Annotated in this window: 19 protein-coding genes; 6 read left to right on the forward strand and 13 right to left on the reverse strand. The window is 63.9% G+C overall.

What is annotated here, in order from left to right; all coding sequences use genetic code 11:
• The coding region (locus JWQ24_RS26555) for a helix-turn-helix domain-containing protein (RefSeq protein WP_299815001.1) at positions 1 to 295 on the reverse strand (295 nt) is incomplete at its 3' end.
• 250 nt (positions 296 to 545) lie between these two features.
• Here JWQ24_RS26555 and JWQ24_RS26560 point away from each other — a divergent pair.
• Positions 546 to 1658, forward strand: a complete 1113-nt coding sequence (locus tag JWQ24_RS26560) for a branched-chain amino acid aminotransferase (protein WP_299814961.1) — start codon at positions 546 to 548, stop codon at positions 1656 to 1658.
• An 86-nt stretch (positions 1659 to 1744) separates the two neighbouring features.
• Here JWQ24_RS26560 and JWQ24_RS26565 read toward each other — a convergent pair whose 3' ends face one another.
• From JWQ24_RS26565 to uvrC, 6 genes are all read right to left on the reverse strand, one after another.
• Complete coding sequence (locus JWQ24_RS26565) at positions 1745 to 3142, reverse strand: MATE family efflux transporter (RefSeq protein WP_299814963.1); 1398 nt, start codon at positions 3140 to 3142, stop codon at positions 1745 to 1747.
• A gap of 105 nt (positions 3143 to 3247) precedes the next feature.
• Positions 3248 to 4219: a 50S ribosomal protein L3 N(5)-glutamine methyltransferase gene (gene prmB, locus JWQ24_RS26570; RefSeq protein WP_299814965.1), complete on the reverse strand. Its 972-nt coding sequence runs from the start codon at positions 4217 to 4219 to the stop codon at positions 3248 to 3250.
• Complete coding sequence (locus JWQ24_RS26575; RefSeq protein WP_299814967.1) at positions 4219 to 4698, reverse strand: molybdenum cofactor biosynthesis protein MoaE; 480 nt, start codon at positions 4696 to 4698, stop codon at positions 4219 to 4221. The genes prmB and JWQ24_RS26575 overlap by 1 nt, the downstream gene beginning before the upstream one ends.
• 7 nt (positions 4699 to 4705) lie before the next feature.
• The gene (gene moaD, locus JWQ24_RS26580) at positions 4706 to 4957 is read right to left on the reverse strand and encodes a molybdopterin converting factor subunit 1 (RefSeq protein WP_299814969.1); all 252 of its coding nucleotides are present in this window, start codon (positions 4955 to 4957) and stop codon (positions 4706 to 4708) included.
• Positions 4954 to 5565, reverse strand: coding sequence for a CDP-diacylglycerol--glycerol-3-phosphate 3-phosphatidyltransferase (pgsA, locus tag JWQ24_RS26585; protein WP_299814971.1), 612 nt, complete (start codon positions 5563 to 5565; stop codon positions 4954 to 4956). The genes moaD and pgsA overlap by 4 nt, the downstream gene beginning before the upstream one ends.
• Positions 5566 to 5672: 107 nt before the next feature.
• Positions 5673 to 7748: an excinuclease ABC subunit UvrC gene (gene uvrC / locus JWQ24_RS26590; protein ID WP_299814973.1), complete on the reverse strand. Its 2076-nt coding sequence runs from the start codon at positions 7746 to 7748 to the stop codon at positions 5673 to 5675.
• A 374-nt stretch (positions 7749 to 8122) separates the two neighbouring features.
• On the opposite strand from uvrC, the gene JWQ24_RS26595 reads away from it, so the two are divergent.
• Complete coding sequence (locus JWQ24_RS26595; RefSeq protein WP_299814975.1) at positions 8123 to 8749, forward strand: outer membrane protein; 627 nt, start codon at positions 8123 to 8125, stop codon at positions 8747 to 8749.
• A 267-nt stretch (positions 8750 to 9016) separates the two neighbouring features.
• Here JWQ24_RS26595 and JWQ24_RS26600 read toward each other — a convergent pair whose 3' ends face one another.
• The 4 genes from JWQ24_RS26600 to JWQ24_RS26615 form a co-directional block, all read right to left on the reverse strand.
• Entirely contained in the window at positions 9017 to 9232 is a 216-nt protein-coding gene (locus tag JWQ24_RS26600) for a cold-shock protein (RefSeq protein WP_299814977.1), read from the reverse strand.
• 289 nt (positions 9233 to 9521) lie between these two features.
• Positions 9522 to 10382 carry a 23S rRNA (adenine(2030)-N(6))-methyltransferase RlmJ gene (rlmJ, locus tag JWQ24_RS26605; RefSeq protein WP_299814979.1) on the reverse strand — a complete coding sequence of 287 codons (861 nt, stop codon included), beginning with the start codon at positions 10380 to 10382 and terminating at the stop codon, positions 9522 to 9524.
• A 71-nt stretch (positions 10383 to 10453) separates the two neighbouring features.
• The gene (locus JWQ24_RS26610; RefSeq protein WP_299814981.1) at positions 10454 to 11131 is read right to left on the reverse strand and encodes a ribonuclease T2; all 678 of its coding nucleotides are present in this window, start codon (positions 11129 to 11131) and stop codon (positions 10454 to 10456) included.
• A gap of 81 nt (positions 11132 to 11212) precedes the next feature.
• Positions 11213 to 11683, reverse strand: a complete 471-nt coding sequence (locus tag JWQ24_RS26615; protein ID WP_299814983.1) for a hypothetical protein — start codon at positions 11681 to 11683, stop codon at positions 11213 to 11215.
• Positions 11684 to 11848: 165 nt separating this feature from the next.
• Here JWQ24_RS26615 and JWQ24_RS26620 point away from each other — a divergent pair, with 165 nt between their 5' ends.
• The 3 genes from JWQ24_RS26620 (at position 11849) to JWQ24_RS26630 (ending at position 13720) form a co-directional block, all read left to right on the forward strand.
• Positions 11849 to 12139 (forward strand): hypothetical protein, encoded by a 291-nt coding sequence (locus JWQ24_RS26620; protein WP_299814985.1) that lies wholly within the window; start codon positions 11849 to 11851, stop codon positions 12137 to 12139.
• Between the two features lie 37 nt (positions 12140 to 12176).
• A complete protein-coding gene (locus tag JWQ24_RS26625) occupies positions 12177 to 12698 on the forward strand; it encodes a DUF3617 family protein (protein ID WP_299814987.1) in 522 nt (173 codons plus the stop codon).
• A gap of 230 nt (positions 12699 to 12928) precedes the next feature.
• Positions 12929 to 13720: a thioesterase family protein gene (locus JWQ24_RS26630; protein ID WP_299814990.1), complete on the forward strand. Its 792-nt coding sequence runs from the start codon at positions 12929 to 12931 to the stop codon at positions 13718 to 13720.
• Positions 13721 to 13788: 68 nt separating this feature from the next.
• Here the strand turns inward: JWQ24_RS26630 and JWQ24_RS26635 are convergent, their stop codons facing one another.
• Positions 13789 to 13992: a tautomerase family protein gene (locus JWQ24_RS26635; RefSeq protein WP_299814992.1), complete on the reverse strand. Its 204-nt coding sequence runs from the start codon at positions 13990 to 13992 to the stop codon at positions 13789 to 13791.
• Between the two features lie 35 nt (positions 13993 to 14027).
• On the reverse strand, positions 14028 to 15563 hold the full coding sequence (gene hisS / locus JWQ24_RS26640; protein WP_299814995.1) for a histidine--tRNA ligase: 1536 nt from the start codon (positions 15561 to 15563) through the stop codon (positions 14028 to 14030).
• Between the two features lie 196 nt (positions 15564 to 15759).
• Between hisS and JWQ24_RS26645 the strand changes: the two genes are divergently transcribed.
• The coding region (locus tag JWQ24_RS26645; RefSeq protein WP_299814998.1) for an aspartate aminotransferase family protein at positions 15760 to 17070 on the forward strand (1311 nt) is incomplete at its 3' end.

Below are 17070 nucleotides of genomic sequence, written 5' to 3' on the forward strand. Positions count from 1 at the left end.
CGCCGGCCTTCTGCACGATATACCCTTCATCGAGCAATTGCTTGAGAACCCGTCCCAGCGACTGCTTTGTGATGCGCAGGACGTCGAGCAGATCGGCCACCTTCAGCCCGGGATAGCGGTGGACGAAATGGATGACGCGGTGATGCGCCCGCCCGAAGCCGAATTCCTCCAGCACATGGTCGGCATCGCCGACGAAATCCCGATAGGCGAAGAACAACAGCTCGATGATATCCCAGCGCAAAGCGGCCGTGCGGGCGCCGGGAGAGGCCTCTCCTTCCCGCTCCGCAGCTCGCATTGAAAAATTTACGTCAGCCATATTGACATATCTTGGGTTCAATATTACAAAACTGGCCATCAGGGTGAAAGATTAGAACTTTCGCTCCCATTGGATCGAAAGGTCCGATTTGAGAAGCATACTGGACTTCCGCATTCCGACAAAGCCTGCTCCAGCGGAGCATGGAAAGCCGTTTTGCGGGCTGTCCGAACTTGACGTAAAACCAGCCAGCGCGGCCGTAAGGCGCCAAGGCTAATCCGGGAGAAAGTCCATGGGAGTTTCGGTCGCCAAGATCGACGACACGATTTGGTCGAGTTTCGAAATCCAGCCAGCGCCGAATCCGGCCTCCGATAAGGAGCGCGAGGCCAAGCTCGTGGACCCCGGCTTCGGCCGGATTTTCACCGATCACATGGCTATCGTGCGCTACAACCAGGCGAAGGGCTGGCATGACGCGCGCGTCGAATCCCGCGCGAGTTTTCCGCTCGATCCGGCCTTGGCCGTCCTGCACTACGCGCAGGAGATTTTCGAAGGCCTCAAGGCCTACACGCGTGACGACGGTGGCGTGAACCTGTTCCGCCCCGACGCCAATGCACGGCGTTTTCACAATTCGGCCGAACGCATGGCGATGGCGCCGCTGCCCGAGCCGGTGTTCATCGAAGCGGTCGAGCAACTCGTGCGCATCGACTGCAACTGGATTCCTTCAGGCGAAGGCAGCCTGTACCTGCGGCCCTTCATGATCGCGAGCGAGATCTTCCTCGGTGTGAAGCCTTCCTCAGAATACATCTTCGCCGTCATCGCCTCGCCGGTCGGCTCGTATTTCAAGGGCGGACCCGCGCCTGTGTCGATCTGGGTGTCGGAGAACTACACACGCGCCGCGGTTGGCGGCACCGGTGCCGTCAAATGCGGTGGCAATTACGCCGCAAGCCTGCGCGCGCAGGCCGAGGCGATGGATCACGGCTGCGATCAGGTGGTCTTCCTCGACGCGGTCGAGCGCCGCTACGTCGAAGAACTCGGCGGCATGAACATCTTTTTCGTGTTCGACGACGGCTCGCTGCTGACGCCGCCACTCGGCACGATCCTGCCGGGCATCACGCGCGATTCGGTCATCGCGCTGGCCAAGGCATCCGGCACGCATGTGCGCGAAGAACTCTACACGCTCGACCAGTGGCGCGCCGACGCCGCCAGCGGGAAGCTCAAGGAGGCATTCGCCTGCGGCACCGCGGCGGTCATTTCGCCGATCGGCAAGGTGTGTTCCGCGAATGGCGATTTCCTGATCGGCGACGGCACGGGCGGTCCGGTGGCGACGGGGCTGCGCAAGCAGTTGGTCGACATTCAGTACGGCCGCGCGGCCGACCCGCACGACTGGATCCGCAAGGTCCTGTGACCTCCTGAACACGGATCGCTTCAAGACAATAAAATGCCGCAGCCTTTCGAGGTTGCGGCATTTTTATTGGGCTCCAGTTTATTCGCTCAGGCCACCGGCACCAGCCCCAACCGCTCACGCCGCGTCCATCGCCACATCATCACGATCGCCACCGCGACCAGTCCGGCAGCGAGGCCGATCCAGATGCCGACGCCGCCGAAGCCAAGCTTGAATGCGAACAGCAGGCTCAGGGGCATACCGAACCCCCAATAGCCGACCAGCGCGAAGATCATCGGCACCCGCGTGTCCTGCAAGCCGCGCAGCATGCCGGCGCCGACCGCCTGCGCGCCATCGGCAATCTGGAACACGGCGGCGCAGAACAGGAACAGCACCGCCAGTTCCACCACCGCCGCATTAGCAGCCGCGTCAATATCGATAAACACCGAAATCAGCGCCCGCGGCGCCACCAGCATCAGCACGCTCATCGAGGTCATGAATAGCAGCGACAGCGTGAACGCGCTCCAGCCCGCACGGGTAATGCCGTCGGCGTCATGCGCCCCATAGGCGCGGCCGACGCGCACGGTAGCGGCTTGCGACAGTCCCATCGGCACCATGAAGGTCGCCGACGCGATCTGGAACGCGATCGAATGCGCCGCCACCGCAGCGGTGCCGAACTGGCCCATGAAGAACACCGCAGCGCTGAACACCGTGATCTCAAAGGTGAGCGTTGCACCGATCGGCAGGCCAAGCCGCCACAAGGCGATGAGCCGCGGCCAGTCCGCCCGCCACCAGCGGCCGAACAGATGATAGCGGCGGAATTTCTGATTGAAGGTGACGACCAACGCCAGGCCGGCGAACAGGAAGACATTCGACAGCGTAGTGGCGAGGCCGGATCCACGCAAACCCATCGCCGGCAGGCCGAGATGGCCAAACACCAGAACCCAGTTCGCCGCGGCGTTGAACAGGATCGCAACCCCGGTCACCACCAGCGCCCATAGCGGCCGCTCCAGCACCGCAACGAAGGAACGCAGCGCAATGAAGCCGAGCGTCGGCAGGAACCCCCATTGCAGTGCGTGCAGAAAAACTTGCGCATCGGCGGCGACCGCCGCCTCCTGACCGAACGCCAGCAACACCGCCTCGGCATGCCACAGCACGATCCAGGCCGGCACGGCGATGATGACCGCGGACCACAGCCCCTGCCGGAAGGTGCGCCTGATATCGCGCATCATATGGCGGCGGCGACCGATCGCCTCCGCCATCATCGGCGAGGTGCCGGTGATGACACCGATGCCGAAAATCAGGATGCCGAAATACAGGCTAACGCCCAACGCGCCGGCAGCCAGCGCGGACGGGCCGAGCCGGCCGAGCACGATCACATCGGTCGTGGTGAGCGCGATCTGCGCCAGGTTGGTGAGCACCAGCGGCCAGCTAAGCAGAAGCATCGCCTTGAATTCGGCGCGCCATGCGATGCGGACGGATGCGCTGTGAGAAGCGTCTAAAGACATAAGGGCGATATCAACATGACTATGGGACGCTTGCGGGATAGCTCGCGCCGACGAGACCCGTCGACGGGCAGAGTGGAAGCCACGGAAGCGTGCGGTGTGAAAAGGTTATGCCGCCGGCAGCCAGAAAACTTCACCTTCGGAATCCTCGGTGTCGAGCCAGAGGAAGCCAGCATCGGGATAGGCATCCTCGAGCGCGGGCTGACAGCGGCCGACCTCGCACAGCAAGCCGCCGCCAGGATTGAGATGATCGCCAGCCTGCTCGACGATGCGGCGCACCAGATCGATGCCGTCATCGCCGCCGTCGAATGCCATCGCCGGCTCGTGCCGGCATTCGTCCGGCAGGTCGGCCATGCCCTGAGCATCGACATAAGGCGGATTGGTGATGATAAGGTCGTAGCGGGTATTGCCTACGGGGGCGAACAGATCGCCCTTGTACAGCGTGATGCGCTCCTCAAGTCCGTAGTCGGCGATATTACGTGCGGCGACGGCCAGCGCGTCGCCCGACAGATCGACAGTATCGATCCTCGCATTGGGGAACGCGCGCGCCGCCAGGATCGGCAGACAGCCGGAGCCGGTGCAGAGCTCCAGCACGGATTCCACAGCAGTGGGATCGTCGATCAGCGAGCCATCCTCGCCACTGAAATGCGATTCCAGAAGTTCGCCGATGAAGGAGCGCGGCACGATGACGCGCTCGTCAACGTAGAATGGCAGGCCACGCATGTAGATCTTGTTGACGAGATATGCCGCGGGCTTCCGCGTCGCGACACGGGCGTCAATCACGCCGAGGATCTTCCTGCCTTCAGCGGCGGTGACGCGCGCAATCGCAAAGGTCTCGAACTGGTCGGGATGCAGATGCAGGATTTCGCAGACGATGAAGGCGGCTTCGGCTACCGGATCGGTGGTGCCGTGCGCGAAGGCCAGCTTGGCATCGATGAAGCGGCTGGTGGCGTAGCGGACGTAATCCAGCAGCGTCACCAGTTCGCCGGGGCCTACCTTCGGCGCCTTGACGATGGCGGGCTTGCGCTTCAGCGGCGCCGCGGTTTTTGCCGGGGTCTTCTTGATTGTCTTTTTGGCCATCAGTTTTTGTCCCAGCGTGCAGCGGCGTTGTCATCATCGGTCTTCGCTGCGACCCAGCCGGCGCCATCGGCCGTTTCCTCACACTTCCAGAACGGCGCGTGGGCCTTGAGATAGTCCATCAGGAATTCGGCAGCCTGAAATGCGGCCTGGCGATGCGCGGAAGCCACCAGCACCACCATGATGTTTTCGCCCGGCACGATCCTCCCTACGCGGTGGATAATGGTCAGGCCGGTGAGCGGCCAGCGCGCCAGCGCCTGTTCGGCATGGCGCGCGATTTCCGCTTCGGCCATGCCGGGATAGTGCTCCAGCGTGAGCGCCGTGGTGGCGTCGCCGCCCTCCGGAGTTTCTTGGGTGCCGCGGCAGATGCCGCTGAAGGAGACTACCGCGCCGATATCGGTGCGACTGGCCGTCAAGGCGGCGATCTCGCGGGACACGTCGAAATCGGCTTGCTGGATGCGGATGGTGACCGGGCTGGTCATGGCCGGATCAGCCGCCGGTCATCGGCGGGAAGAACGCGATCTCGCGCGCGCCCGCGATCACAGCATCGGACCGCACATGGCTGTGGTCGATCGCGGCGCGGATCACTTTCGGCGTCTCGAACGCATGCGCGTATTCCTCACCTCGCGTGGAGAGCCAGCCGATCAGCTCGCCTACCGTCGTCACGGCGGCCGGCGGCTCGATCACTTCCTCGGTCTTGCCGATGCGCTCGCGCACCCAGGCGAAATACAGAACCTTCATGCATCCTCCGCGATGAGGTGATGAATGCCGGCACGGAAATAGTCATAGCCAGTATAGATGGTGAGCAAGGCCGACAGCCACAACAGCAGCAGGCCGAGCTGGGTGGTGAAGGGGATCACCTGGTCGCCGGCCTCGCCGGCCAACAAGAAGCCGATCGCGATCAGCTGCGCCGTGGTCTTCCATTTCGCCAGCTTCGTGACGGGCACGCTGACGCGCAGAGCGGCGAGATATTCGCGCAGGCCCGAGACCAGTATCTCGCGGCACAGGATCACGATCGCAGCCCACAGTGTCCAGCCGTGGATGATGCCGTCGGCGGCCAGCATCAAGAGGCAGGAGGCGACCAGCAGCTTGTCGGCTATTGGATCGAGCATGCGGCCGAACGCCGAATGCTGGTCCCAAATCCGGGCGTAATAGCCATCGAGAAAATCGGTGATCGCGGCAGCAATGAACACCGCCAGCGCGACCCAGCGTAACCACAGCGGGCCGTCCATGATCGACTGCGCGTAGACGCATCCAACCACCACCGGAATCGCGGCGATGCGGGCGCAGGTCAATATATTCGGCAGGGACATCGCAGAGTTTGCGGTCCGTCTCGTGGTCACTGTCATGCGTTCTACCAATACTGCCCGGGCGCGTTGGTCAACCGCCACACCTCGCCCGCCAATAGATTACCACCAAACCACAGCCGCCATGCAGCGGGGGTATGACACGTTGTTCATCTCGCCGCCGGTCGGGCATGGAAAAAGTCGAAAATCTTGCGCGCGCTCTCTGCCGAGATGCCGGGAACCTTGCCAAGATCGCCCACGGAGGCCCGCTCGATCTCCTTCAGGGTGCCGAAATGGTGCAGCAGCGCCCGCTTGCGGGTCGGGCCGATACCGGGAATCTCCTGCAACCCGGCCTCGCGGATGTCCTTCTTGCGCAGCGTGCGGTGCGAACCGATCACGAAACGGTGCGCTTCGTCGCGCAGCCGCTGGATGAAATACAGCACGGGATCGCGCGGCTGCAGCTTGATCGCCGGGCGGTCGGGCATAAACAAAGTCTCTTGACCGGCGTCGCGCTCCGGCCCCTTGGCGACCGACATCAGGGTGACCTGCTTCAGTTCCAGCGCGTCGAAAATCTCTTGCACGGCGTTCAGCTGGCCGCGACCGCCGTCAATGATCACAAGGTCCGGCCACAACGGCACGTCGTCGTCCTTCGACCTCGGCTTCGCGGCGTCGCCCTCGGCCGGCGGCGCCAGCAGCCGCTTGAAGCGGCGCTGCAGCACCTCCTTCATCATTGCGTAGTCGTCGCCCGGCGTCAGGCCTTCCGACTTGATGTTGAACTTGCGGTACTGGTTCTTCATGAAACCATCCGGCCCCGCCACGATCATCGCCCCGACCGCGTTGGTGCCCTGGATGTGGCTGTTGTCGTAGACCTCGATACGCCGGGGCACGCCCGGCAGGCCTAGCGTTGTCACCATGCCCTGCAGCAGCCGCGCCTGCGTCGCTGTATCGGCGAGCTTGCGGCCGAGCGCCTCGCGGGCATTCGTAAGCGCATGCGCCACCAGTTCCTTCTTCTCGCCGCGCTGCGGCGTGATGACCTCGACCTTGAAGCCGCCCTTGATGGACAAGGCCGATGCCAGCACCTCGGCGTCCTCGATCGCGTGCGACAGCAGGATCATCTTCGGCGGCGGCTTGTCGTCATAGAACTGCGCCAGGAACGAGGCCAGCACTTCCTCCGGCGTGAAGGATTTTTCCGCGCGCGGGAAATAAGCGCGGTTGCCCCAGTTCTGCCCGGTGCGGAAGAAGAACACCTCGACGCAGGAATAGCCGCCCTCCTGATGGATGGCGAACACGTCGGCCTCCTCCACCGTGCGCGGGTTGATGCCCTGCTGCGACTGGATCGCCGACAGCGCCGCGAGGCGGTCGCGGTACAGCGCCGCGCGCTCGAATTCGAGTTCGTCGGACGCCTTCTCCATCTCACCGGCGAGTTGCTGCTTCACGGCGCGGGAACGGCCGGACAGGAAGTCCTTGGCCTCCTTGACCAGTTCGGTATAGCCGGGAAAATCGATCTCGCCGGTGCACGGGCCGGAGCAGCGCCGGATCTGGTACAGAAGGCACGGCCGGGTGCGGCTCTCGAAGAACGAATCCGTACAGGAGCGCACCAGGAACGCCCGCTGCAGCGCCGTGATGGTGCGGTTGACCGCACCGACCGAAGCGAACGGGCCGAAATAGCGCCCGGGCCGCGACTGCGCGCCGCGGTGCTTGATGATCTGCGGCGCCCAGTGATCGCCGGTCAGCAGGATATAGGGGAACGATTTATCGTCGCGCAGCAGCACGTTGAAGCGCGGCCGCAGCTGCTTGATCAGGTTGGCCTCGAGCAGCAGCGCCTCGGTCTCGGTGCCGGTCGAGATGATTTCCACCATGACGGTGGCGGCGATCATTCGCGCGATCCGCATCACGTGACCGGTCGGCCGGGCATAAGACGACAGCCGCTTCTTCACGTTCTTGGCCTTGCCGACATACAGCACGTCGTTGGCCGCATTCAGCATGCGGTAGACGCCGGGCGAGGTCGGCGCGTGCTTCACGGCATGTTCGATCGCGGCGCGGCCGAGCGCCAGCGGCCCTTCCAGGACCGGCTCGGCGGAATCGTCCTCGGCGACCTCGGGCAGCGCGCCGTCTTCCTCATCGTCCGGGGCCGCGTCGGTATCGAGTTCCGGCGCCGTCGCCGGCGGCAGGTCGCCAGCCACGGAACCGGGCTCCGGGACGAGATCGGCCGGCAGCAGCGGCGTGTCGGTGGGATCTTGAATCATCGCCCCGATTTAAGCGTTACCGCGCCGGATCGCCAGCGCCGGTGGGAGTTGCCAACCAGAAAGGCCTCCCGGTTTCGTCGTTGCGAGGAGCCCTTGCGACGAAGCAATCCAGCTCTTTTGGCGCGCGCGGCTCTCTGGGTTGTCGCGTCGCGGGGGCTCCTCGCAACGACGGGCCGAGAGGTCTGGGTTCCAGCTAGGCTGCCCAAAGTAAGACTTTTTTAACGCCAATAACGCGCGGAAATGCCGGGTTAAGAACCTCTTAAGCTAAAACTCTCGATAAGTTTTACCGAGAAAAGATGGAATTCCGTAACCCTAAGGGTTCGTTCGAAAGACGGACAGGGTTCGGCCAGTAAAGCGTTTTTGGAGAGTTTGAGATGAGCAAGTTAATGTTCGCGGCAGTCGCCGTTCTGGTGACAAGTGTGGTTTCGGCACAGGCGGCGGACCTGCCCTACCGTTCGCGCCAGCAGCAGCCCTACACCGTGAACCAGCCGCTGAACGGCTACAGCTGGGCCGGCCCCTATCTGGGCGGTACGCTGGGCTACGAATGGGGCAACGTCTCCAACTCCGGCACCAAGCCCTCGGGCATCGCTGGCGGCGTGACCGCCGGTTACAACTGGCAGAGCGGCAACGTGGTGTTCGGCCTCGAAGGCGACATGCAGGGCACCGGCGCCGATGACCGCTTCGCCAACTACAAGTTCTCCAACCCCTGGTTCGGCACCGTGCGCGGCCGCATCGGCTATGCCTTCAACAACGTGCTGGTGTATGGCACCGGCGGTCTCGCCTTCGGCAGCCTGGAGATGGAGCAGAGCGGCCTGCAGCAGTCGCGGACCTCGGCCGGCTACACCGTTGGCGTCGGCGCCGAAGTCGGCATCTACCAGAACTGGACCGCGAAGATCGAATATCTTTACGTCAACCTGTCCAGCAACGACTACGCGTTCTCTGGCGGCAAGAACGGCCTCGACTTTGGCACCGTGCGCCTTGGCGTGAACTACCACTTCTAGTCCAAGGACTTCCGGTCCAAGCAAAAGACGAAGCGACAACAACCTCCCGGCCGCTCGCGCGGCCGGGATTTTTTGTTGGTGTAATTAAGTGCAGGTGCGAAAACGCGACCTTCGTTCCCCGGATGCTGCGCAACAGGCTGCCGCAGGCAACGTGGTGCGCTGCTGATCCGTGGCCGTCCCAAGCACCGGCGTTTGGTACGGTCCCGGCTTTGCGGAGCAGCACCGCATGCTGCGCCGCGTCCGGGACACGAAACTCCTGCCATGGCGCTACGCCATCACCACCAGATTAACCGCCTTGGGGCCCTTGCCCTTCTTGTCGGGCTCGACTTCGAACGTGATGCGCTGTCCTTCGATGAGGTCCTTGAGACCGGCGCGTTCGACCGCCGTAATGTGCACGAATACATCGCGACCACCATCGTCCGGCTTGATGAAGCCATAGCCGCGCTCGCCGTTGAAGAACTTGATCGTACCCGTCATGGCCATCGGGAAACTCCTCTCCCCGCATTGCTCCGCCGAGACGCTCACGCGCCGCGACCGACCGGACCTTCACAATTGCCGGAAAGCTTGGCCTTCTTCGACGGGCGGCAAGATCCCGCGCCATCACCTTCACCGAGGCCTTGTCACTCCGCCGCTTCCATTCGCGAAAGCGGAACGTAAAGCCAGTCCCAATGAAGGCAGCATAATACGCTTCCCGGCGGATTGACTACCGGGGAAATAGATTTATTGCGCGCAACAAACTGTAGTTGTGCCCGGATAGTTCAAACGCGCAAGCTCAGGGCTTGACGGTTTCCAGCCGGAAGCGGCCGGCGCCGCCGAGCCCGAGCGGTTTTTCGAGTTCGGGCAGGATGGCCTTCAATTCAGCCATCAGCTTCCACGGCGGATTGACGATCAACAGCCCCGCCGAAGTCAGCCCGCCTTCGGCGCTCTGCGGCGCGATGCTGAATTCCAGCCGCAGCACCTTGCCGGGCGTCGGCGCCATGGCGGCGGTGGCGGCGACATGCTGCGCCAGCCCGTCCGTCGCGCGGCGGCTTTTCACCGGGTACCACAGCACGAAGATGCCGGTGGCCCATTTGGCGAAGGCCTCGTCGAAGCCGTAGGCCATGCGCTCGAACTCGTCCTTCTTCTCGAACGGCGGATCGATCAGCACCACGCCGCGGCGCTCGTTCGGCGGCACGAAGGCCGGCAACCCGACCCAGCCGTCGAGATCGACGATGCGGGCCTGCTTGTCGCGGCGAAGGGCAGAGATCAGGTGCTTGCGCGCCGTCGGCTCGACCTCGCAAGCGACCATGCGGTCCTGCGGTCGCATCATCCGGCGGGCGATCAGCGGCGAACCGGGATAGACTTTCAATTCGCGCGGCTTGTTGAAGGAGCGCACGATCTCGAGATAGGGCTCGACCAACGGCACGGTGGATTCGGTGAAGCGCGCCTGCATGGCGCGAGCAATGCCGGTGGTCCATTCGGCGGTCCGTGACGCCTCGTCGCCGTGGAGGTCATAGACCCCGGCGCCGGCATGGCTGTCGATGACGCGGAACGGCGCCTCTTTCTCACGCAGATGCGTCAGGATACGGACCAGCACGAGGTGCTTGATGACGTCGGCAAAGCCGCCGGCGTGAAAGGCATGGCGATAATTCATGGCGCCAGCCTTACGCTATGCGGGGTGACTCGGCAAAGGGCGTGGCTTGCCTAACCTCGCCGCGATCGGCCTTATCGCATCGGGGGCATCACGACCTGGTCGCGGCGGCAGGCACGGCGGTCGATTTCCTCGCAGGACCGGAACTGGAGGTCCTTGCTGAGACAGATGCGGACTTCGCTGAGCCGGTTGCGGTCGCAGGTTACCGCGATCGCCGACTCGCTAAGGCCCGGATTGACCTTGATGAAGGCCGCCTCGATCGCCGCAGGCGATACCGTTTTGGCACTGGCGAGGTCGAGATATTCGTCCGGTATCCTGACGCCGGCGCGGGCCTTGCGGACCGCCTCGAAATAGCCGCGCGCGCCCAGCCCCGAACAGGTGCCGTGCTTGTCCCATTCGTTGAAGATCAGCCCCGGCGCCGGCATCAGATCGAGCATCGAGGTCATGATGTTGCGGTCGAGCCGCGGCGAGGGCCGCTGGCAGTAGTTCGGGAAGCCGCGATCATATTGCGGCCACAGCCCGTGCACCACGAAGGCATAGGGCCGGCCGCCACACTGCATCTGTTGCGAGCGCCCGCCATTGCTGCGCTCCTGCGACGCCTCGCAAAATGACGGCGACCAGGACAGCGACAGCACGTAGAAATCGAACTCGCCCGGCGCATTCTGCCGACGGTCCTGTGCCGAGGCAGCGCCGGCCAACACAGCCAGCCACAGGCCGACGCCTACGAAAATTCGCAATGAATGATGCAACATGACGCCCCCCGGCCGAGAATAAGCGAGCCTAATCAGGGCTCAGGCCCAGTTCAAGCCGCGAAAGCGCGCGATGATTGAAGCTTATTTCTTGGCGGCCCGGCAGCTGGGGTTATAGGCCCAGTTACGATCGAGGCCGACGACGCACCATTCGACGCCCTGATTGTAGCCGGCAAAGCCGCCATCCTCGATGATCGAGTAATGGACCTGACGCACCTTGCCGTCGTTGATCATCGCCTGTGCGCTGCAATAGCGGCGCGGAATATTGTCGGATGCCCAAGGGCGGAATGCGGTCTCGTGGACCCGGTCGAAGCCGGTGATCTGCAGCTCCGAATTCCAGAACCGGCTCTCTTTCTGCTGGAACTGCGACGAAATCGTCGACAGCGCAGCGGCGCAATCGGCGACGCGGCCCTCATAACCCGGTCCGAACAGCCCGAAATTCAATTCCAGCGGATTGGCAGCCTGCGCGGTCGGCGCCAGCGCCATCAGCCCGAAGGCAGCGCCGACGAGGGCGGCCACGGCGGCTTTCTTCCAGGATGAGATCAGGTCGCGCATGGGGAATCCGCCAGCTATGATGATGGTTCCCAACGGTGCCGCGAAGCCCAGGCAAGGTCAAGTGCGCCACGGCAACACCCGGCGCACAACTCCGTCAGGGCGCTGCCCGCGTTCTTTTCACGGCCGCAGATGCCCTCTAAGGTGCAGCGAACGATGGAGACGACGATGCGAATGATTCGGCCGGCGATTCTAATGGCGGCAATGCTCGGACTGCTGACGTGCGCGGCCCGCGCCGACACCGTTCCCGAGTTCAAGGGCAATGACACCGGTGGCATCATCAGCAACGGGCTGATCGGCCAGACCGATGTCCGTGCCCTGGCGATCGACCATTGCGCGCGCTACGGCAAGGTGGTCAAATTCCTCGGCTCCCAGAACTATTACGGCGGATACGTCTCGTTCGCCTGCCGCTGGGTGCCCTATGGCGCGTCAGACCGGCCGCTGCGCGTCCGTTACTAAACCTTAGAGGCTGAACTGCACCGGAGATCGGAGCATGATGCGACTGACGGTTATGTGTGTGGCGGCGCTGTGCGCCTCCGCTGCGGCGGCTGACGCCGTCGAACTGCCGACCCGCAAGGCCGGGCTGTGGGAGCTGACGATGCTCCGCGCCGGGTCGGCGACGCCGGAAGTGACGATGCAGCATTGCACCGACGAGGCCACCGACAAGCAGATGACGGCGAACTTCTCGCCTATGGCCAAGCAGAATTGCGCCAAGAACGATAACCAGAAGACCACCACCGGCTACGTCACCGATTCCGTCTGCAGCTTCGGCGGCAGCACACTGACCTCGCACTCCGAGATCATCGGCGATTTCAATTCCGGCTATACGATGACGGTCACCTCCAGCTCCGACAAGCCGCCGCCGGGCATGCCCCCCAACAGCACCGTCATGCTGCAGGCCAAATGGCTCGGCGCCTGCGGAGCCGACCAGCGCCCCGGCGACATCGTGATGCCCGGCGGCTTTCGCATGAACATCAAGGACATGGAAAAGCTGAAGGGCCTGCTGCCGAAACAGTGAGGCGGCTGGCTGCACCCTCCGCTCGCTGTCATTCCGGCGCGCGAGCGCGCCAGCGCAAGCGCCGCCGGAACCCGGAGATGTTCAAAACGTCTCGGGTTTCCGGGCCTGCATCAGCCGGCTCCGCCGTCTGCTGCATCCCGGAACGACGGCACTTGGCTAGGTTGCTCACTCCCCGCTATAAGATGACGCCAATCATCTATAAGCGCGCCGAGACGCCAGTGGGGAACAGCATGACCGAATTCACCGAGCTGATGGACAGCATGACGTCCGCCGACGACGGCTGGCGCGTCGCGGTCAGCGACGACTGGCTGCAGGGCCGCACGGTCTATGGTGGGCTGGCGTCAGCGCTGTGCATGCAGGGCGCGCTGCGCTCATTCGCCGACCTGCCGCCGCTGCGCTCGGCGCAGATCGCCTTCATCGGCCCGGCCAGCGGTGAGTTGCAGATCAAGCCAAGTGTGCTGCGCAAAGGCAAATCGACGGTGTTCGTCGGCGTCGACCTGATCGGCGACGCCGGCCTCGCCACCCGTGCGATGTTCTGTTTCGGCGCAGCGCGGGCCTCGGCCTTCGCGCACAGCGAAATGGCCGCGCCACAGATCAAGTCGCCCGACGACTGCCCGGACTTCTTCCGCCGCGCGCCGCCCAGCCTGCAATTCGTGCAACATCTTGAAGGCCGCCATGTCGGCGGCGCGATGCCGTTCAGCGGCAGCGACCGCCCCGAGATGACATTGTGGCTGCGGCACCGGACGCAGGCCTTGACCTCGCCGCTGGTGGCGCTGCTGGCGTTGGCGGATGCGCCGCCGCCGGCCGCTTCGACGATGACCACCACGCCCTCGCCGATCAGCACCATGACCTGGGCCATCGACATGCTGACGGACAAGATTGCGACCGATGACGGCTGGTGGCTGGTCCGCAGCGCGGCCGAACAGATCGGCGACGGCTATTCCAGCCAGGCGATGACGGTGTGGAATGCGCAAGGCGTGCCGGTGATGGCCAGCCGGCAGAACGTCGCGGTGTTCGGGTGATGCTTCTTTTTCCCGCTCCCCTGCGCGACGCTTCGCGCGGGGGAGAGGGGAAGAAAGGGCGCCTTCGCCTACTTCGCCGCTGCGGCCTTGCGCTCGACGAAGGTCTTGCCGCCCTTCATCTTGTTGTTGAGCTGGGCCTCGTTGATCTGGATCACGACGGCTTCGGGATCGACGCCGAAATTCTTGACCATCGATTCCGTGATGTCGAGCATCACCTGCTTCTTGGCTTCTTCGGTGCGGCCGGCGGCCAGGCTGATGGTGACTTCAGGCATATCGATCTCCCGTTAATTTGTTTTTCGTGCGCGGATTAATTCCACTTCACACCGTGCTTGTCGAGAATCTTGCGAACGCCTGCGACCAGATCGGCTTCCGCGACCTTGACCTGGGCTTCGCCCTGCTTCGCCAGATATTCGTCGCGGTCGCCTTCCAGCTTCGACAGTTCGGCACCGAGGATCAGGTCCTTCAGCAGCACTTCGCCGAGCGCCTTCTCGTCGCCGCCCTGGATGATGACGCAAGGCGAATTGCGACGGTCGGCATATTTCAGCTGGTTGCCCATGTTCTTGGGATTGCCGAGATAGAGCTCGGCGCGGATGCCGGCATTGCGCAGCGTCGCGACCATCTTCTGATAGTCGGCGATGCGCTCGCGGTCGAACACCGTGACGACGACGGGCCCGAAGGCAGGCTTGGTGTCGATCTTGCCGAGCATGGTCAGCGCGGCCTGCAGCCGTGACACGCCAATCGAGAACCCGGTCGCCGGCACCGGCTCGCCGCGAAAGCGCGACACCAGCCCGTCGTAACGGCCACCGCCGCCGACCGAGCCGAAGCGCACGGGACGGCCTTTTTCGTCGGTCGCATCGAGTAGGAGTTCAACTTCGTAGACCGGGCCGGTGTAGTATTCGAGGCCGCGGACGACGGAAGGATCGATGCGGATGCGGTCAGATTCGTAACCAGAAGCCTCTACTAACTTCGCAATTTCTTCCAACTCGCTAACGCCAGCTTGGCCAGTTTCGCTCTTGGCCAAATATATGTCCGCAGCGGCGATTGCTTCTCTCCAATCGTCACGCTTCTCCGTGACGCCCAAAACGATATGAGCATCTGCAATCGATAAGCCAGCGCCTTTTGTAAAGTCGCCCTTGCCTTCTTCGCCACCATCCCAACGACCGGGACCAAGCAGCTTCTTCACTTCTTCGGCCGAAAACTTGTCGAGCTTGTCGATAGCTCGCAGCACGGTCAGCCGTCGCCCGGCATTCTCATCGCCGCCGAGGCCGATGCTCTCCATCACGCCATCGAGCACCTTGCGATTGTTGACGCGCACCACATAGCTGCCGCGCGGAATGCCCAGCGCTTCCATCGCATCTGCTGCCATCATGCACATCTCGGCATCCGCCGCCGGCGAGGCTGAGCCCACCGTGTCGGCGTCGAACTGCATGAACTGGCGGAAGCGGCCGGGTCCGGGCTTCTCGTTGCGGTAAACGTAACCCGCGCGATAACTGCGATACGGCTTCGGCAAACTGTCAAAATTCTCGGCGACGTAACGCGCCAGCGGCGCGGTCAGGTCGTAGCGCAGCGAGATCCACTGCTCGTCGTCGTCCTGGAACGAGAACACGCCCTCGTTCGGCCGGTCCTGGTCGGGCAGGAACTTGCCGAGCGCGTCGGTGAATTCCATGGTCGGCGTCTCGACCGGCTCGAAGCCGTAGCGCTCATAGACCTCGCGAATGGTTTCGGTCATCCGGCGGGTGGCGGCGATCTCCGCGGGACCGCGGTCGCCAAGACCACGCGGCAGGCGGGCGCGGAGCTTCTGGGGCTTTTTGGCTTTGGCCGGCTTTTCAGGTGTATCTTGCATGGCGGCGGTCGTACCAGCGCAGGCGCGCAGCGGCAAGCTGGCGCTACGGCCTCTGCGGCGCGGCCCTCCCCGAATCCGCCCCAATAGGCTGAAATATACGCAATATGCCCGCACCGTGGCGTTTCCGGATCACCGGGAAGCTGATAGGTTCCGCGCCTCGATTGAACCGCGCCTGCGAAATGCATGAGGGACTAAAATGCTAGACAAGAGCCCGAACCAGAAGACCGTAAACGTGCCCAACGATCTGGCTGCGTTCTGGATGCCCTTCACCTCGAACCGCGCGTTCAAGCTCGCACCGCGCATGCTCGCCGGCGCCAAGGACATGCATTATTTCACCACCGACGGCCGCAAGATCCTCGATGCCGCCGCCGGCATGTGGTGCTCCAATGCCGGCCATGGCCGCAAGGAAATCGCCGACGCCATCAAGCATTCGGCCGACACGCTGGATTACGCCCCGCCGTTCCAGTTCGCGCATCCGCAGGCGTTCGAACTGGCGACCCGCATTGCCGATCTCGCGCCGGCCGGCCTCGACCACGTGTTCTTCTGCAATTCCGGCTCGGAAGCCGCGGATACCGCGCTGAAGATGGCGCTGGCCTATCACCAGATCCGCGGCGAAGGCTCGCGCACCCGGCTGATCGGCCGCGCCCGCGGCTATCACGGCGTCGGCTTCGGCGGCACCTCGGTCGGCGGCATGGTCAACAACCGCAAGATGTTCGGCACGCTGCTGGCCGGCGTCGATCACATCACCCACACCTATGACCGCGACAAGCAGGCCTTCAGCAAGGGCGAGCCGGAATACGGCGCACACTTCGCCGACGATCTGGAGCGCCTGGTCGAACTGCACGGCGCCAACACCATCGCCGCCGTGATCGTCGAGCCGATGGCCGGCTCCACCGGCGTGCTGCCGGCGCCGAAGGGCTATCTCAAGCGCCTGCGCGAGATCGCCACCAAGCACGGCATCCTCTTGATCTTCGACGAGGTCATCACCGGCTTCGGCCGCCTTGGACACGCTTTCGCCGCCGAGCGCTACGGCGTCACGCCGGACCTCTTGACCTTCGCCAAGGGCGTTACCAACGGCGCGGCCCCGATGGGCGGCGTGATCGCGCATGACACCGTGCACGACACCTTCATGACCGGCCCGGCCCATGCGGTCGAGCTGTTCCATGGCTATACTTATTCGGCGCATCCGCTGGCCTGCGCCGCCGGTCTGGCCTCGCTCAACATCTACCGCGACGAAAAGCTGTTCGAGCGCGCCAACAAGATGGAAGCCATGTGGGCCGACGCCATCATGTCGCTGAAGGGCCTGCCCAACGTGGTCGACATCCGCACCGTCGGCATCACGGCCGGCATCGATCTGGCGCCGAGCAAGGAAGGCGCCGGCAAGCGCGGCTGGGAAGCGCTCAACAGCGCGTTCCACGACCACGAAGTCCTGTTCCGCACCTCCGGCGACACCCTCGCGCTGACGCCGCCGTTGATCATCACCGAGGACCAGGTCGGCGAGATCGTC

Source organism: Tardiphaga sp. (genome assembly GCF_028290495.1).
Taxonomy (GTDB): domain Bacteria; phylum Pseudomonadota; class Alphaproteobacteria; order Rhizobiales; family Xanthobacteraceae; genus Tardiphaga.

What these genes read in the sequence shown, in the direction of transcription:
- JWQ24_RS26560 (WP_299814961.1), top strand. Translation starts at nt 546, where the DNA reads ATGGGAGTTTCGGTCGCCAAGATCGACGACACGATTTGGTCGAGTTTC.
- JWQ24_RS26595 (WP_299814975.1), top strand. Translation starts at nt 8,123, where the DNA reads ATGAGCAAGTTAATGTTCGCGGCAGTCGCCGTTCTGGTGACAAGTGTG.
- JWQ24_RS26625 (WP_299814987.1), top strand. Translation starts at nt 12,177, where the DNA reads ATGCGACTGACGGTTATGTGTGTGGCGGCGCTGTGCGCCTCCGCTGCG.
- JWQ24_RS26620 (WP_299814985.1), top strand. Translation starts at nt 11,849, where the DNA reads ATGCGAATGATTCGGCCGGCGATTCTAATGGCGGCAATGCTCGGACTG.
- hisS (WP_299814995.1), bottom strand. Translation starts at nt 15,563, where the DNA reads ATGCAAGATACACCTGAAAAGCCGGCCAAAGCCAAAAAGCCCCAGAAG.
- prmB (WP_299814965.1), bottom strand. Translation starts at nt 4,219, where the DNA reads ATGGCCAAAAAGACAATCAAGAAGACCCCGGCAAAAACCGCGGCGCCG.
- JWQ24_RS26575 (WP_299814967.1), bottom strand. Translation starts at nt 4,698, where the DNA reads ATGACCAGCCCGGTCACCATCCGCATCCAGCAAGCCGATTTCGACGTG.
- JWQ24_RS26630 (WP_299814990.1), top strand. Translation starts at nt 12,929, where the DNA reads ATGACCGAATTCACCGAGCTGATGGACAGCATGACGTCCGCCGACGAC.
- JWQ24_RS26565 (WP_299814963.1), bottom strand. Translation starts at nt 3,142, where the DNA reads ATGTCTTTAGACGCTTCTCACAGCGCATCCGTCCGCATCGCATGGCGC.
- pgsA (WP_299814971.1), bottom strand. Translation starts at nt 5,565, where the DNA reads ATGACAGTGACCACGAGACGGACCGCAAACTCTGCGATGTCCCTGCCG.
- uvrC (WP_299814973.1), bottom strand. Translation starts at nt 7,748, where the DNA reads ATGATTCAAGATCCCACCGACACGCCGCTGCTGCCGGCCGATCTCGTC.
- rlmJ (WP_299814979.1), bottom strand. Translation starts at nt 10,382, where the DNA reads ATGAATTATCGCCATGCCTTTCACGCCGGCGGCTTTGCCGACGTCATC.
- moaD (WP_299814969.1), bottom strand. Translation starts at nt 4,957, where the DNA reads ATGAAGGTTCTGTATTTCGCCTGGGTGCGCGAGCGCATCGGCAAGACC.
- JWQ24_RS26610 (WP_299814981.1), bottom strand. Translation starts at nt 11,131, where the DNA reads ATGTTGCATCATTCATTGCGAATTTTCGTAGGCGTCGGCCTGTGGCTG.
- JWQ24_RS26635 (WP_299814992.1), bottom strand. Translation starts at nt 13,992, where the DNA reads ATGCCTGAAGTCACCATCAGCCTGGCCGCCGGCCGCACCGAAGAAGCC.
- JWQ24_RS26600 (WP_299814977.1), bottom strand. Translation starts at nt 9,232, where the DNA reads ATGGCCATGACGGGTACGATCAAGTTCTTCAACGGCGAGCGCGGCTAT.
- JWQ24_RS26615 (WP_299814983.1), bottom strand. Translation starts at nt 11,683, where the DNA reads ATGCGCGACCTGATCTCATCCTGGAAGAAAGCCGCCGTGGCCGCCCTC.